Genomic DNA, 14,813 nt, shown 5'->3' on the forward strand with positions numbered 1-14,813 from the left:
CTTGATCCCGAGATCCTCGGCGATCATCTGGCCCTTGGTCAGGATCGCGATGTCCTCGAGCATCGCCTTGCGGCGGTCACCGAAGCCCGGCGCCTTGACGGCCGCGACCTTGAGGCCGCCGCGCAGCTTGTTGACCACGAGCGTGGCCAGCGCCTCGCCCTCGATGTCCTCGGCGATGATCAGCAGCGGCTTGCCGGTCTGGACCACGGCCTCGAGCACCGGCAGCATCGCCTGGAGCGAGGAGAGCTTCTTCTCGTGGATCAGGATGTAGGGGTCTTCCAGCTCGGCGACCATCTTCTCCGCGTTGGTGATGAAGTACGGGGAGAGGTAGCCGCGGTCGAACTGCATGCCCTCGACCACGTCGAGTTCGGTCTCGGCGGTCTTGGCCTCCTCGACGGTGATGACGCCCTCGTTGCCCACCTTCTGCATGGCGTGGGCGATCATCTCGCCGATCTCCTTGTCGCCGTTGGCGGAGATCGTGCCGACCTGGGCGACCTCGTCGGAGGTCGAGACCTTCTTGGCGCGGGCGATGATGTCCTTCACCGCAGCGGCGGTGGCGAGGTCGATGCCGCGCTTCAGATCCATCGGGTTGATGCCGGCGGCGACGTACTTCGCGCCCTCGCGGACGATGGCCTGAGCCAGCACGGTGGCGGTGGTGGTGCCGTCACCCGCGATGTCGTTGGTCTTCGAGGCCACTTCGCGCACCATCTGGGCGCCCATGTTCTCGAACTTGTCGGCGAGCTCGATCTCCTTGGCGACCGTCACACCGTCCTTGGTGATCCGCGGGGCGCCGAAGCTCTTCTCGATCACGACGTTGCGGCCCTTGGGGCCGAGCGTCACCTTCACCGCGTCGGCGAGGATGTCGACGCCGCGAAGCATCTTGTCGCGGGCGTCGGCGGAGAAACGAACGTCTTTCGCTGCCATGGTTTGCCTCTTGTCGTTAGGTTGAACCCCAAGGCCGGAGCGGCCTCAAAGGGTCGGGACGGGTGATCCGATCAGAGGGCGACGACGCCCATGATGTCGGATTCCTTCATGATCAGGAGGTCCTGACCGTCGATCTTGACCTCGGTGCCGGACCACTTGCCAAACAGGACGCGGTCGCCCTTCTTGACGTCCAGCGGGTTGATGCGGCCGGTCTCGTCGCGGGCGCCGGGGCCGACGGCGACGATCTCGCCCTCTTGCGGCTTCTCCTTGGCGGTGTCCGGGATGATGATGCCGCCCTTGGTCTTCTCCTCGCTCTCGATGCGACGGACGACCACGCGGTCGTGCAGCGGACGGAAGTTCATGAGCTGCCCTCTTGCTTCAGGTCTGAAGTTGGCGTTGATGCGGCCGCGAGGCCGCGTCCAAACCCGACTGTTAGCACTCTGTCTCGGCGAGTGCCAAAGACCGCGGTGAGGTAGGCTCGGCGGCGTGTCGTGTCAAGACGGTCGCACCCCCGCGCGACGGCGTGATGGCGGGGCGGCCGCCCGTTCTTCCAGATGGATCCCATGCGCCGATGCTGAGCCTGCACGGACCCGAAGGCCCGCTGGCGATCGAGCCCGGCGGGCGCATTCCGGACGGGGCCGTCTGGCTCGACATGAACGATCCGACCCCGGAGGAGGCCGCCGCCGTGGAAGCGTCGACCGGGCTGCGCGTCCCGTCGCGGGCGGCTCTGGCGGAGGTCGAGAATTCGAGCCGCCTGCGCCGGGTGAAGGGCGGGCTCTCCCTCTCGACACCGATGATTACCTTCGAACGCAGCGACTCGCAGCTGAAGCCGCTGGGCCTCATGCTGACGAAGGACCACCTGGTCACCATCCGCTTCCACGAGTTGCGCAGCTTCGCCTCCGCGGCGAAGCGGATCGCCGAGGGTGACGGCAGCGTGACGCCGAGCGAGGTCTTCCTGGTCGTGCTGGAAGAACTCGTCGACAACCTCGCGGACGCGCTGGAGGACATGGCGACGGAACTCGACACGCTCTCGTCGCGGATCTTCGATTTCGATGTCCGCGGCCCCGAGCGGCGCCGGTTGGAAAGCCCGCCCCCGCGGCGCCGCGATCTGGCGCTGCGCCGGATCCTGCACGGGATCAGCCGCCGCGGGAAAGCGTTGGGGAAGATCCGCGCCAGCCTCCTCGGACTGGAGCGGATCGTCCCGTTCGTTTCAGCGGCTTGTGACGGGCTGGGCCTTCCCGAGGATGGCCGCTTCGAGACGATCAAACGGGATATCGAGTCCCTCGACGAGTTCGAGACGCGGCTGGCAGAAAACGTTCAATTTCTGCTCGACGCGGCACTAGGTCTTATCAACATCGAGCAGAACAATGTCTTCCGGGTGCTGACCGTCGTCTCGGTGGTCGGCGTGCCCCCGACCCTGATCGCGTCGATGTACGGCATGAATTTCAAGCACATGCCGGAATTGGACTGGACCTACGGCTACCCCTACGCCCTGGCCCTCATTCTCGTGAGCGCGCTCGCGCCGATCATATATTTTCGGATGCGGGGCTGGTTTTGATACTATAATTTTCGAGATGTTTTTATTATTCGCTATCAATAATACTGAAGTAATGACTCTATATAATACTGTTTTCGATTGATATCAGCACCGTATTATAGAACTCAAATGGTGATACCAAAATTCAATTTAGGATTAGGATTGGATTAACGCGTCCATGGTTTTGAAAGATGCATCACAAGCGGGTGCAGCCATGTTCAAGCGGACGACCTACAGCGAATCTCAGGCCAAGATCGATGCGCTCAATCGGTCATTGGCAATTATTGAATTCAATATGGATGGTCACGTCACAAGTGCGAACGAAAACTTCTTGAAATTGATGAAATACGCGCTCGACGAAATCATCAAGAAGCACCATTCGATCTTCGTCGATGATGCGTCCGTCAAATCGGATGACTACGCGGCCTTCTGGGCGAAGCTGAGGTCCGGTGAATACGTCACCGGCGAATTCCTCAGGCTCGACAAGGAGAAGCACCCTGTCTGGCTCGAGGCGACGTACAATCCGATCCTGGATGCCAGCGGCAAGCCCGTGAAGGTCATCAAGTTCGCCAGCGACATCTCGGTGAAGAAGAACCAGATCGACCGGCTGATGTCGATGATCGACAACATGCCCGTGGCGGTGATGACCGCCGATCCGCGCGACAACTTCCGGATCAATTACCTGAATACGACCTCGCGCCGTACCCTCGGTCCGCTCGAGCAACATCTCCCGATCAAGGTCGATGAGATGCTCGAACATTCGTTCGACGTGTTTCACAAGAACCCCCGCCACCAGCGCTCGATGCTGGCCGATGCCAGCCGCCTCCCGCACCGCACCAAGATCAAGGTCGGGCCGGAGACGCTGGACCTGCAGGTCACCGCGGTCAACGACGAGAAGGGGAACTACATCGGACCGATGCTGACCTGGTCGGTGGTGTCGGCCCAGGTCCACATGGCCTCCGAGGTCAACCGGGTGGTCGCGGCGGTCGGATCGGCGATCGAGGAGATGCAGCAATCGGCAGAGGGGCTCACGCAGTCGGCCAATTCCGCCCGACAGAGGGCCACCTCCGTGGCCGCGACCTCGGAGCAGATGAACAATGCCATCCAGGAGATCTCCGGGCAGGTCGGGCGGGTCTCAGAGCGGGCGCAGCAGATCGCCACCCAGGCCGGGACCACCGACGCGACGATGCGGCAGCTGGCCGAGAATGCCCGGAAGGTCGACGCGGTGGTGGGCATGATCAAGTCGATCGCCGACCAGACCAACCTTCTGGCGCTGAACGCGACCATCGAGGCTGCGCGCGCCGGCGCGGCCGGCCGCGGCTTCGCGGTGGTGGCCAGCGAGGTCAAGGCGCTGGCCGAGCAGACCGCCAAGGCGACCGGCGAGATCACCCAGCAGGTCTCGGCGATTCAGAGCACGACCGGCGAAGCGGTCGGCGCCATCGAGATGATCACCGCGGCCGTCGGCGAGCTGTCCAAGCTGACCCTGGCGATGGCGAGCGCTGTCGAGGAACAGGCGGTCTCGACCCACGAGATGTCGGGCAATATCGGCGGCGTCTCACAGGCGGCCAACGCGACCGGCCAGTTCGCCGAGGCGGTCCGGGGCATCGCCGGAAGCCTGGCGGACCACTCGTCGAGCCTGTCGGAGAGCGTGAACCGCTTCATGACGGCGAACTGATCCGATCGATCGGACGACGCGAACCGCTGCAGGCTCAGTCCCGGGCGAGCTGTGCCCGTCCAATGGCGAAGACCCGCCCGTCTCCCAGGAGGTGGGCGGTGAAACCCTTCGGGAACAGGCCTTCGATGGCCCTGTCGCGGACGTTGAGGCCCCCCGCATAGGCGCCGAAGGCCGGCATCACCACGCGGCTGCCGTCGGTGACGAAGCAGCGGCGGCGGACCGCGCGGCCGCGCATCGCGACCTTGCCGCAGGGATGGAGGTGCCCGGCGATCTCCCCGGGCGCGTCGCCTGGGCTCGGCTCGTGGCGCAGGACCAGGCCGCCCAGTGTCAGCGCGTCGGCGTAGCGGCCGCCGACCCCCTGGCTGATTGCGGCATCGTGATTGCCGGCGATCCAGACCCAGTCCCTGCCGTCCTGGAGCGCCGCCACCATGGCCCGGTCACCGGGCTCCATGCGCTCGGGTCCGCGGGCATCGTGGAATGAATCCCCGAGGGCAACGACCCGGGCGGGTTCGTGGCGCGCCACCGCCTCGTGCAGGCAGGCGAGCGTCTCGCGGGTGTCGTAGGGCGGCAGGAACTGGCCGGAGCGGGCCGCGTAGGACGAGCCCTTCTCCAGATGCAGATCGGACACGATCAGCGTCCGGTGCTCCGGCAGCCAGAGGCCGCCGCACAGGTCGAGCACCAGGGTCTCGCCCGCGAGGTGCAGAGTCGGGTGCTTGTGAGTCTTCTCGAGTTTCAGGCCGGCCGCCAAGATCGCATCCTCGGTGTCGTCGGGGGAGGGCGGATCGACCGTCAGGACAGGGCCTCTTGAAGAAGCTCCGCCTCGGCCTCGGCCAGGATCTCGTCGGCGCCCTCGCCGTAGACCCGCTCACGCCCGATCTCGAGCATCACGGATACGGAGAGCGGCGAGACCCGGTCGAGAGACCTGTACGTGATTCGCCCCCGGATGCGCTCTAGCATCATGCCGAGGCGCCTCACGTCGAGGAGTCCGGTTGCCGCATCCTGCCGCGCGGCGCGGAGCAGGAGATGGTCGGGCTGGTGCTTGCGCAGCACGTCGTAGATCAGGTCAGTGGAGATCGTGACCTGGCGCCCGGACTTCTTCAGCCCGGGATGGTGGCGCTCGATCAGCCCGGCGATCACCGCGCATTGTCGGAAGGTGCGCTTCATCATCGCCGACTCGTCGAGCCAGGCTTCCAGGTCGTCACCCAGCATGTCGACGGCGAACAGGTCGCCGATGAAGTCCGGATCGAGGGCGGCGCGCTCGGACACGTCACGGGTCGTCCAGATGGCGATGCCGTAATCGTTGGCCGCGAAACCGAGGGGGCGCAGGCCGTCGCGCTCCAGCCGCCGGGTGAGCAGCATGCCGAGGGTCTGGTGGGCAAGCCGGCCCTCGAACGGAAACGCCGTCAGATAGTGCCGCTTGCCCCGGGGAAAGGTCTCGACCAGGAGATCCTGCTCCCCCGGGAGCACCGAGCGGCGGCGCTGCTGCAGCAGATACGCGCCGATCTGCTCCGGCAGGCGGTCCCATTCGGACGGGTCGGCGATCAGCGCCCGGACCCGCGCAGCCAGGAAGGTCGAGAGCGGGAATTTCGCCCCCGCGTAGGACGGGATCGCCGGGTCTGTACCGGGCGGCGCGCGGGTCACGAGGCACTCGTCCTCTGCGAGCCCCTCGAAGCGCAGGGTCTCCCCGGCAAACAGGAAGGTGTCGCCCACCGTCAGGGTCTCGGCGAACTCGTCCTCGATCTCGCCCAGCACCCGGCCGGACTTGGGCAGGACCGTTCCGGGCTTGCCCCGCAGGCTCCGGCCGAGGCGCACCCGCACCCGCGCCGCCTCGACGATGGTGCCGACATTCATCCGATAGGCCTGGGCGGTGCGGGCGTCGCGCACCCGCCACAGCCCGTCCGGACCGCGCAGGATCTTGGCGAAGCGCTCGTAGGCACGCAGGGCGTAGCCGCCGGTGGCGACGTAATCGATTACCTGCTCGAAGGATTCCCAGGTCAGCCCGGCATAGGGCGTGGCCGAGACGATCTCGTCGTAGAGATCCAGCGGATCGAAGGCGTCGGCGCAGGCCATGCCGAGAACGTGCTGGGCGAGCACGTCGAGGGCGCCCCGGCGGGCGTCGGGGGTGTCCTGCGCGGCCTCCTCGACGGCGTCCAGCGCCGCTTGGCATTCCAGCATCTCGAAGCGGTTGCCCGGGACGAGATAGGCCTTCGAGGGCTCGTCCATCCGGTGGTTGGCCCGGCCGATCCGCTGCATGATCCGGCTCGCCCCCTTCGGCGCGCCGACATTGACCACGAGGTCGACGTCGCCCCAGTCGATGCCGAGATCGAGGGTCGCGGTGCAGACGATCGCCCGCAATTGCCCCGCCGCCATGGCGGCCTCGACCCGGCGGCGCTGCTGCGCGTCGAGCGAGCCGTGGTGGATCGCGATCGGCAGGGCGTCCTCGTTGAGCCGCCACAGCTCCTGGAACGTGTATTCTGCCTGGAGGCGGGTGTTAACGAAGACCAGCGTGGTGCGGTGGTCTTTGATCAGCGCGTAGATCGCCGGCATGGAGTGCCAGGCGGTGTGGCCGGAGATCGGCAGCGCCCGGCCGAGGTCGAGCATGCGCAGATCCGCCCGCGCGCCGCCGGCCACGGTGACGAGGTCGGCCATGGGCGCCGCGGTTTTCCCTCCCCCCTCTGCGGGGGAGGGTGGGCCGGCCGCCAGGCCAGCTCGGGAGGGGGGAGCGACGCTGCAAGACATCGCGCGACTGCCATGAAGGCTTTCGCCCGTTCCGGACGCCGGGTTCCCCTCTCCCCCCCTGCTGCGCGGAATACCCTCCCCCGCGGAGGGGGGAGGGGGAAGCGGGCCCTGCGGCACCAGATACTTCCGCAATTCGTCCGGCTCGCGCACGGTCGCCGAGAGCCCGATCGCCGAGAGCCCCGGGCTCAGGCGGTGCAGCCGCGCCAGCGCCAGCGACAGGAGATCGCCGCGCTTGGAGGTCACGAGCGCGTGGAGCTCGTCGAGGATCACGCAGCGCAGGCCCGCGAAGAACGCCGCGGCCTCGCGGTGGGCGATCAGCAGCGCCAGCTGCTCGGGCGTGGTCAGCAGGATGTCGGGGGGGCGGCTGATCTGCCGGGTCCGCTTATGCGCGGGCGTGTCGCCGGTGCGGGTCTCGACGCGCACCGGCAACGCCATCTCGGCGATGGGCGCGTCGAGGTTGCGGGCGATGTCGACGGCGAGCGCCTTGAGCGGCGAGACGTAGAGGGTGTGCAGCCCCTTCGGGACCAACTTCTGCCGCCCACGCTCCGAGAGTTCGACGAGGCTCGGCAGGAATCCCGCCAGGGTCTTTCCGGCGCCGGTCGGCGCCACCAGCAGGGCCGAGCGGCCGGTCCCGGCGATCCGCAGGAGTTCGAGCTGGTGCGGCCGGGGCGCCCAGCCGCGCGTCGCGAACCAGGCCCGGAACCGCTCCGGCAGGACCGCGGACGGATCGCTCAGGCGAGCGCCATCAGGAAGCGGTCAATCAGTTCCAGGGCTCGCTCGCTCATGGGGCCCGCGTAGCGGGCGAAGACATGGCAGCCGCCGGGATAGATCGCCGTGTGCCCGCCATTGCCCGCCGCGGCCCAGCGCGCCGACATGTACAGGGTGTCGTCGAGGAGCGGATCGGCGGTCCCGATGGTGAACAGGGCGGGCGGAAGACCCTTCAGGTCCGCGTAGATCGGCGACACGTCCGGCCGGCGCCGGTCGATGCCCTCACGGACGTAGCCATCGGCGAATCGGGTGAGGTCGCGGGTGTTGACCACCAGGCGCTCCTCGCCCCAGTTGCGCACCGACGGGGTCAGACCGAGGTCGAAGAAGCCGGCATTGAGGTTCGCGCCCCGGAAGGCCCGCGGCAGGCCGTGCTGGTCGCGCAGCCGCAGCAGCACCATCACGGCCAGATGCGCCCCCACCGACTCGCCGCCGATCGTCAGCGCATGGACCCCGAACTCGGCCTTGCCGGGCCCCGCCAGCCACAGGGCCGCGGCCTCACAGTCGAGGAGGGCGGCCGGGTAGGGGTGCTCGGGTGCCAGGCGGTATTCCACCGACAGGACGACGAAGCCGCAGGCGTCGGCGATGCGTTCGAGCCAGGGATCCTGCTCGTCCGCGGAGCCCCAGACCCATCCGCCGCGGTGGATGTGGAGATAGGCGCCGCGCAGCTTCGCACCCGGCTTTGGGCGGATCACCCGCAGCTTGAGCGGGCCGCCGGGACCGTCGATGGTCAGCCACTCGGCCCGGGCGCTGTTCGGCATCGCGGGCGCGGCCTTGGTCCCTGCCCGGCGCCGGGCGCGCACTTCGGCGATCGGCAGCGACCAGGGATCGGGCAGCGCGGCGTGGGCGGCGACGATCTCGGCATTGAGCCGGAGCGTCTCGGGATCGATCGTCGCCGGGTCGAAGAGGGCGTGGTCGATCATCGTGCGTCTGGTCCCGTCGGCACTCGAAGCCTCTCACGAAACGTCCGGGATCCGGAAATCGCCCCCTGGCCCGGGCGGGACAACGGGAATTCGGCGCCGGCTCCCTCCGTCGCCGAGTCCGACATCTTGGCGAGATCGACGCCGGTTGCCATCTCGGGTTGGCGGCAGAACCCTGCCAACGCCCGATCGGCCCTCGGGTTTCGACGCGGTGTGGTGTCCCGGCCACGGTTCCGCCCGCTTCATCCCCGATCCCCGCGGCACGACTTTTCACGAGGGTACGATGCTCGTCGATCACCAGCGGCGCCCACCGGGCTACGGGCAGGATGCACCGCCGCCGGGCGGTGTCTACGGGGCGGAGCCTTCTCGACCCCGGGACTCGGCCTTGCGGCGCTTCCTGGGCGGCTCCCCGGCCGGCGTGTTCCTGCGCCTGTTGCTCCTGTCGGTGCTGGTCGGCGCCTTCATGTCGATGCTCGGCCTGACGCCCGGGCGCCTGTTCTGGCGCCTGTACGATTCGGCGCGGGCGCTGTTGGAGATCGGCCTGGCATCGCTGCACGATTTCGGCGGCTGGATCGTCGCCGGGGCGATCGTTGTCGTGCCGCTCTGGCTGATCGCGCGGCTCTTCGCCGTCTCGCGCTGACCGACCGTCCGCCGGCGCGGGTTCACGAATCGTTCGCGACCGCTAAGCTGATGGCATGAGGCCCATGACCATCCGTTCGGGCCGGCCGACGCATCGCCGCGTGCTGGTCCTGGCCCTGCCGATGACGCTCGCCAACGTTACGACGCCGATGCTCGGCTTCGTCGGCGCGGCGGTGATCGGACGCCTCGGCGACGCGGCCCTGCTCGGCGCCATCGCGCTGGGCGCCGTGATCTTCGACGCGATCTTCTGGTCCTTCGGCACCCTGCGCATGGCGACCGCGGGGCTCACCGCGCAGGCGGTCGGGGCCCGCGACGATGGGGAGGTCGACCGGATCCTGGCCCGGACCCTTGCGGCGGGCGCCCTGATCGGCCTTGCCCTGGTGGTGCTCCAGTGGCCGGTCGGCGAGGCCGCCTTCGCGATCAGCGGGGCGAGCGGTGCCGTGGTCGCCGGCCTGACCACCTATTTCCACATCCGCATCCTGTCCGCACCCTTCGTCCTGGCGAACTACGGCGTACTCGGCTCGGTGCTGGGCCGCGGGCGGACCGATCTCGGCCTACTGCTCCAGGTGGCGATCAACCTGACCAATATCGCACTGACGCTCGCCCTGGTCCTGGGCTTTGGCCTCGGTCTGGCGGGCGCGGCGCTGGCGACCCTCGGCGCGGAGGCGCTGGGACTGGGATTTGGGCTCGTCATCCTGGCCCGGCTCGGCTCGCACCCGTTCCGGGTGCCGCTGCGCGACCTGCGTGATGCGGCGGCGCTACGCAGGACGCTCAGCGTCAACGTCGACGTGATGCTCCGGACCCTGGCGCTGATCACCGGGATCGTCCTGTTCTCGGCCCTGGGCGCCCGGCAGGGCGACGTGGTGCTCGCCGCCAATTCAGTGCTGTGGAATCTCTTCCTAATCGGCGGCTTCTTCCTCGACGGCTTCGCCACGGCGGCCGAGACCCTGTGCGGCCGCGCGGTCGGCGCCCGGGACGCGAACGCATTCCGGATCGCCGCCAGCTTAAGCCTGCGCTGGTGCCTGGGATTCGGGCTGGGCGTCAGCCTCCTGTCGTTCGTCGGCGGCCACGCGTTCATCGATTTCGTGACCACGAACGGCCCGGTGCGCGAGACCGCGCGGACCTATCTGCCGCTCGCCGCGCTGGCGCCGCTCGCGGCTGCGGCACCCTTCGCCTATGACGGCATCTATATCGGTGCGACCTGGACCCGGGCGATGCGCAACCTCACACTCTGCGCGCTGGCAGCCTATGGAACGGCACTCGGGATCGTGCAGACCCTGGATCTCGGCAATGCCGGGCTGTGGATCGCCTTCGTGACCTTCCTGGGTGCCCGCGGCGTCGGACAGGCCATCGCCTATCCCGCCCTCGCCCGGGCGACGTTCACGAGCACGGACTTGCAGGTGCTCCGCCCGGCCGCCTGACGCGGATTGCAGTGCCGCTCATCATGCAGGCCATCCGCGAACCGGATGTCGCCGCGGCTCGGGCACGCCCTAATGCGGATCCTTCCAGGTCGTGGCGACGGTGGCGGGCGCAGCCGGTGCCGCCTGGGCCACCGGACGCGGTGCGCGCGCTGCCACCGCATCCGCCCGGCGCGGGAGCGCCCGCCGCGGCGCCGCATATCCGTAGCGGCGGCTTCTCCGGACCCGGCGATGCCCCCGCTCGGACGCGTGCCCCACGAAGCCGCCGACCACCGCGCCGGCCACCGCACCGATCGGGCCGCCCACCAGTGCTCCCGCGACCGCGCCGGATCCGACCCCCAGCGTCGTCCGGCTCTGAGCCGAGGCAGCCCCCGGTGCCGCGAGGGCCGCGACCATGGTGAGTGCGGCCAACACTGTGCGCATGATTGAAATTCCAAACGTAGAGACTTGCGTTGCGGCCGCCTTTAAGCGGCGGAACATGACCAAACCGCGGCCTCGTTCCGCGAAGACCCGCGCCGGTGTCAAACGGCGGCGGAACTCACGGGACCCGACTTTCTGGGTGTGGCGCGCGCCGCCGCCTGCTTTAGGGTGCGCCGCAACGACGGGAGGCCGCCCGGCGGCCGCGGGACGAAGCAGGAGGAAGACACGCATGGCCATCACGACGGATCTGCGCCTGCGCCGGAGCGTGCTCTACATGCCCGGCTCGAATCAGCGCGCCCTCGACAAGGCGAAATCCCTGCCCGTGGACAGCATCATCCTCGACCTCGAGGATGCGGTCGGCCCGGAGGAGAAGGAGATCGCCCGGACGCAGGTCTGCGCCGCGGTCAAGAGCGGGGCCTATGGCGACCGGGAGCTGGTGATCCGGGTCAACGCGCCGCAGACGCCCTGGGGCGAGGCGGATCTCCACGCGGCCATCGAGGCCAAGCCCGACGCGATCTTGATGCCGAAGGTCTCGTCCTCGGCCGTGCTGGAGAGCATCGCCGACCGGCTCGAATCCCTCGACGCGGCCGAGGATATCGCGATCTGGGCGATGATCGAGACGCCGGCCTCGATCCTCAACATCCAGGAGATCGCCCGGGCCAAGCGCGATCCGCGCAAGCGCCTGACCTGCCTGGTGCTCGGCACCAACGACCTCGCCAAGGACACCTGGGCGAAGATCGTGCCGGGGCGGGTCCCGATGCTGCCCTGGATGATGATGGCGCTCGCCGCCGCCCGGGCCGAGGGCCTCGCGATCCTGGACGGCGTCTACAACGACATTGCCGATACGGACGGATGCCGGGACGAGTGTCGGCAGGCCCGCGACCTCGGCTTCGACGGCAAGACGCTGATCCATCCGACGCAGCTGGAGCCGGCCAATTCCTCCTTCGCGCCCACCGAGGAGGAGGTGCGCCGGGCGAAACTGGTGATCGAGGCGTTCGAGCGCCCCGAATACGCCAAGCGCGGCGCGATCAAACTCGAAGGCCGGCTCTACGAGCGGCAGCATCTCGGGGTGAACCGGCGCGCCGTGACCTGGGCCGAGGCGATCAAGGCGAAGGGGTTCTGACCCACCCTCCGCCGGCGGCCGTGAAGCGCGTCCGCTGGGTGCGCGCGTCGCGGGCCGTGACGGCGACCTGCCCGCCCTCCTCGAGCTCCGCCAAGGCACGCAGCACCAGGGCATGCTCCACCCCGAAGGTGCGGGCGAAGGCGCGGCTGTCACCCGGAAGGCCGAGGTCCAGCGCCGCCAGGAGTCCCGCCGCCAGCGGATCGAGGTCCGGATGCGCCCCCGAGATCCGCGCGAGGGCGGCGACGAACGCCGCCTCGTCGGGCGCCTGACTCACGCGGCGGCACGTGCCCGCAGGGTCACCAGCACCGACTTGGACGTCGGCGTGTCGCTCTTCTCACCGTAGGTCGAGAGCGGCACCAGCACGTTCAGCTCCGGATAGTAACCGGCGAGAGAGCCACGGGGCATGTCGAAGGGCACGAGGCGGAAATCCTCAGCCTGTCGGGCGACGCCGTCGTCGTGCGTCCCGACGATGTCGACCCGCTCCCCGAATCGGTCGCGGAGGTCCGCGCAATCGTCCGGGTGCGCGAACAGCACCCGGCGCTCGCCGTAGACCCCGCGGTAGCGGTCGTCCAAGCCGTAGATCGTCGTATTGTACTGGTCGTGGCTGCGGAAGGTCTGCAGGACGAAGGTGTCGCGTGCCTTCCGCGCGGCCTGATGCTCGGTCTCGGCCGGCAGGGATTCCGCCGAGAAGTTGGCCCGGCCCGACGGGGTCTCGAACACCCGTTCGGCGGCGAGATTGCGCAGCATGAACCCGCGCGGCTTGCGCACCCGGCTGTTGTAGCCGGCAAATCCCGGGATCGTGGCGGCGATCGCGTCGCGGATCCTGTCGTAATCGGCCGCGAACCCGGCCCAGTCGATCGCCGCCGAACCGAGGGTCGCCTCGGCGATGCCCGCGATGATCGCGATCTCGGAGCGCAGGTCCTTGGAGGCCGGCTTGTTGATGCCCCCCGAGCCGTGGACCATGCTCATCGAATCCTCGACGGTCACGATCTGCGTCTTGCCCCCGGCGTTCCGATCGATCTCGGTGCGGCCCATGCAGGGCAGGAGGTAGCCGATGGCGCCCGGCACCAGATGGGCATGGTTGAGCTTGGTGGCGATGTGGACGGTAAGCCGGCAGGAGGCCAGCGCCTGCGCCACCACCGGGGTATCGGGCGTCGCGCGCAGGAAGTTGCCGCCGAGCCCGATGAACGCTTTCGATGTGCCGTCCCGCATGGCGCGGATCGCCGCCAGGACGTTGTGACCAGGCTTGCGGGGCATCGCGAGCCCGAAATGATGCTCCAGGGCGTCGAGGAAGGCCGCGGGTGGCCGCTCGTTGATGCCGACCGTGCGGTCGCCCTGCACGTTCGAATGGCCCCGCACCGGGCACAGCCCCGCGCCGGGACGGCCGATATGGCCGCGCAGGAACAGGAGGTTGGCGATCTCGCGGACGGTTGCCACCGAGTGGCGGTGCTGGGTCACGCCCATCGCCCAGGTGGCGATCACGCGCTGCGCCTTCAGATAGACGTCCGCCATCGCGGCGATAGCGTCCATCGTCAGGCCGGACTGGTCGAGGATGGCCTCCCACGCGGTCGCCTCGACGGCGGCGCGGTAGGCGTCGAGGCCCGCCGTGTGGTGCTCCAGGAAGGCGTGGTCCAGCAGCGACGGGCGGCCGGCCGCCAGGGCCTCGGCATCGCGGGCGAACACGATCTTGGCGATGCCGCGGAAGGCCGCCATGTCGCCGCCGGAGCGGGGCTGGAGGTACTGGCTGGCGATCGGGCGGCTCGCGCCGCGCAGCATCTCGACGGTGTTCTGCGGGTCGGCGAAACGCTCCAGACCGCGCTCGCGCACCGGATTCAGCACCACGACCTCGGCGCCCCGCTCAGCGGCGCGGCGCAGGTCGCCAAGCATCCGCGGATGGTTGGTCCCGGGATTCTGGCCGACGCAGAAGATCGCGTCCGCCTTCTCGAAATCCTCCAGCAGGACGGTGCCCTTGCCGATGCCGATGGCGTCGATCAGGGCAACGCCGCTCGCCTCGTGGCACATGTTCGAGCAATCGGGGAAGTTGTTGGTCCCGTAGGCCCGGGCGAAGAGCTGGTACAGGTAGGCCGCCTCATTCGAGGCGCGGCCTGAGGTGTAGAACTCGGCTTGGTCCGGATGATCGAGCCCGCGCAACGTCGCGCCGATCTCCGCGTAGGCCTCCTCCCAGCTCACCGGAAGGTAGCGGTCGCTTGCCGCATCGTAGCGCATCGGGTGCGTGAGCCGGCCCTCACCCTCCAGGGCGTAGTCGCTCCAGCTCCGCAACTCGGTCACGGTGTGACGCGCGAAGAAGGCGGGCGGCGTCCGCTTGTCGGTCGCCTCCCAGGAGACCGCCTTCACGCCGTTCTCGCAGAATTCGAAGGACGAGCCGTGCTCCGGATCGCCCCAGGCGCAGCCGGGGCAATCGAACCCGTCGGGCTGATTGGCCTTCAGCAAGGCACGGGCGCCCGTGAGCGGCGCGCGGCTGCCGAGCAGGTGCTTGCCGCAGCTCTTCAGAGCGCCCCAGCCGCCGGCGGCGGAGGAACGCTTGGAAGACCCTTCGGACTGGGCCATGGATCGGTCCTGAATTGGCTGGCGCGAGCGATCTCGCAAACGCGAGATAAGCGTCTGCGCATGGGCCTCACAACGGCGCGCGGGC

13 protein-coding genes are annotated in these 14,813 nt (G+C 68.7%); 5 read left to right on the forward strand and 8 right to left on the reverse strand.

From position 1 onward, the window contains the following. A partial coding sequence (gene groEL, locus MKK69_RS27930; protein WP_243973423.1) for a chaperonin GroEL occupies positions 1-924 on the reverse strand: 924 nt, incomplete at its 3' end. 71 nt (positions 925-995) lie between these two features. Next, entirely contained in the window at positions 996-1,286 is a 291-nt protein-coding gene (gene groES / locus MKK69_RS27935; RefSeq protein ID WP_243973424.1) for a co-chaperone GroES, read from the reverse strand. Positions 1,287-1,495: 209 nt separating this feature from the next. Here groES and MKK69_RS27940 point away from each other — a divergent pair, with 209 nt between their 5' ends. Both MKK69_RS27940 and MKK69_RS27945 read left to right on the forward strand, forming a co-directional pair. After that, positions 1,496-2,482 carry a CorA family divalent cation transporter gene (locus MKK69_RS27940; protein ID WP_243973425.1) on the forward strand — a complete coding sequence of 329 codons (987 nt, stop codon included), beginning with the start codon at positions 1,496-1,498 and terminating at the stop codon, positions 2,480-2,482. A gap of 193 nt (positions 2,483-2,675) precedes the next feature. Continuing rightward, positions 2,676-4,136 (forward strand): methyl-accepting chemotaxis protein, encoded by a 1,461-nt coding sequence (locus MKK69_RS27945; protein ID WP_243973426.1) that lies wholly within the window; start codon positions 2,676-2,678, stop codon positions 4,134-4,136. A gap of 34 nt (positions 4,137-4,170) precedes the next feature. Here MKK69_RS27945 and pdeM read toward each other — a convergent pair whose 3' ends face one another. The 3 genes from pdeM to MKK69_RS27960 are packed head-to-tail and all read right to left on the reverse strand — an operon-like array spanning position 4,171 to position 8,563. Then, a complete protein-coding gene (pdeM, locus tag MKK69_RS27950; RefSeq protein ID WP_243973427.1) occupies positions 4,171-4,884 on the reverse strand; it encodes a ligase-associated DNA damage response endonuclease PdeM in 714 nt (237 codons plus the stop codon). A gap of 41 nt (positions 4,885-4,925) precedes the next feature. Next, a complete protein-coding gene (locus tag MKK69_RS27955; protein WP_243973595.1) occupies positions 4,926-7,610 on the reverse strand; it encodes a ligase-associated DNA damage response DEXH box helicase in 2,685 nt (894 codons plus the stop codon). Beyond that, entirely contained in the window at positions 7,607-8,563 is a 957-nt protein-coding gene (locus MKK69_RS27960) for an alpha/beta hydrolase (RefSeq protein WP_243973428.1), read from the reverse strand. Before MKK69_RS27960 ends, MKK69_RS27955 begins: the two co-directional genes overlap by 4 nt. Before the next feature lie 280 nt (positions 8,564-8,843). Between MKK69_RS27960 and MKK69_RS27965 the strand changes: the two genes are divergently transcribed. Both MKK69_RS27965 and MKK69_RS27970 read left to right on the forward strand, forming a co-directional pair. After that, entirely contained in the window at positions 8,844-9,200 is a 357-nt protein-coding gene (locus tag MKK69_RS27965) for a DUF6460 domain-containing protein (protein WP_243973429.1), read from the forward strand. A gap of 64 nt (positions 9,201-9,264) precedes the next feature. Further along, positions 9,265-10,620, forward strand: a complete 1,356-nt coding sequence (locus MKK69_RS27970) for an MATE family efflux transporter (protein ID WP_243973430.1) — start codon at positions 9,265-9,267, stop codon at positions 10,618-10,620. 69 nt (positions 10,621-10,689) lie between these two features. Here MKK69_RS27970 and MKK69_RS27975 read toward each other — a convergent pair whose 3' ends face one another. Next, positions 10,690-11,040, reverse strand: a complete 351-nt coding sequence (locus tag MKK69_RS27975; protein WP_243973431.1) for a hypothetical protein — start codon at positions 11,038-11,040, stop codon at positions 10,690-10,692. A gap of 226 nt (positions 11,041-11,266) precedes the next feature. Here MKK69_RS27975 and MKK69_RS27980 point away from each other — a divergent pair, with 226 nt between their 5' ends. Next, complete coding sequence (locus MKK69_RS27980; protein WP_243973432.1) at positions 11,267-12,160, forward strand: HpcH/HpaI aldolase/citrate lyase family protein; 894 nt, start codon at positions 11,267-11,269, stop codon at positions 12,158-12,160. Here the strand turns inward: MKK69_RS27980 and MKK69_RS27985 are convergent. Together MKK69_RS27985 and MKK69_RS27990 are read right to left on the reverse strand one after the other, a co-directional pair. Next, positions 12,141-12,434 (reverse strand): hypothetical protein, encoded by a 294-nt coding sequence (locus MKK69_RS27985; RefSeq protein ID WP_243973433.1) that lies wholly within the window; start codon positions 12,432-12,434, stop codon positions 12,141-12,143. The two genes, MKK69_RS27980 and MKK69_RS27985, sit on opposite strands and share 20 nt — an antisense overlap. Next, positions 12,431-14,728, reverse strand: coding sequence for an FdhF/YdeP family oxidoreductase (locus MKK69_RS27990; protein WP_243973434.1), 2,298 nt, complete (start codon positions 14,726-14,728; stop codon positions 12,431-12,433). Before MKK69_RS27990 ends, MKK69_RS27985 begins: the two co-directional genes overlap by 4 nt. Between the last annotated feature and the right edge of the window lie 85 nt (positions 14,729-14,813).

Origin of the sequence: Methylobacterium sp. J-026 (assembly GCF_022829585.1) — a bacterium.
Lineage (GTDB): Bacteria > Pseudomonadota > Alphaproteobacteria > Rhizobiales > Beijerinckiaceae > Methylobacterium.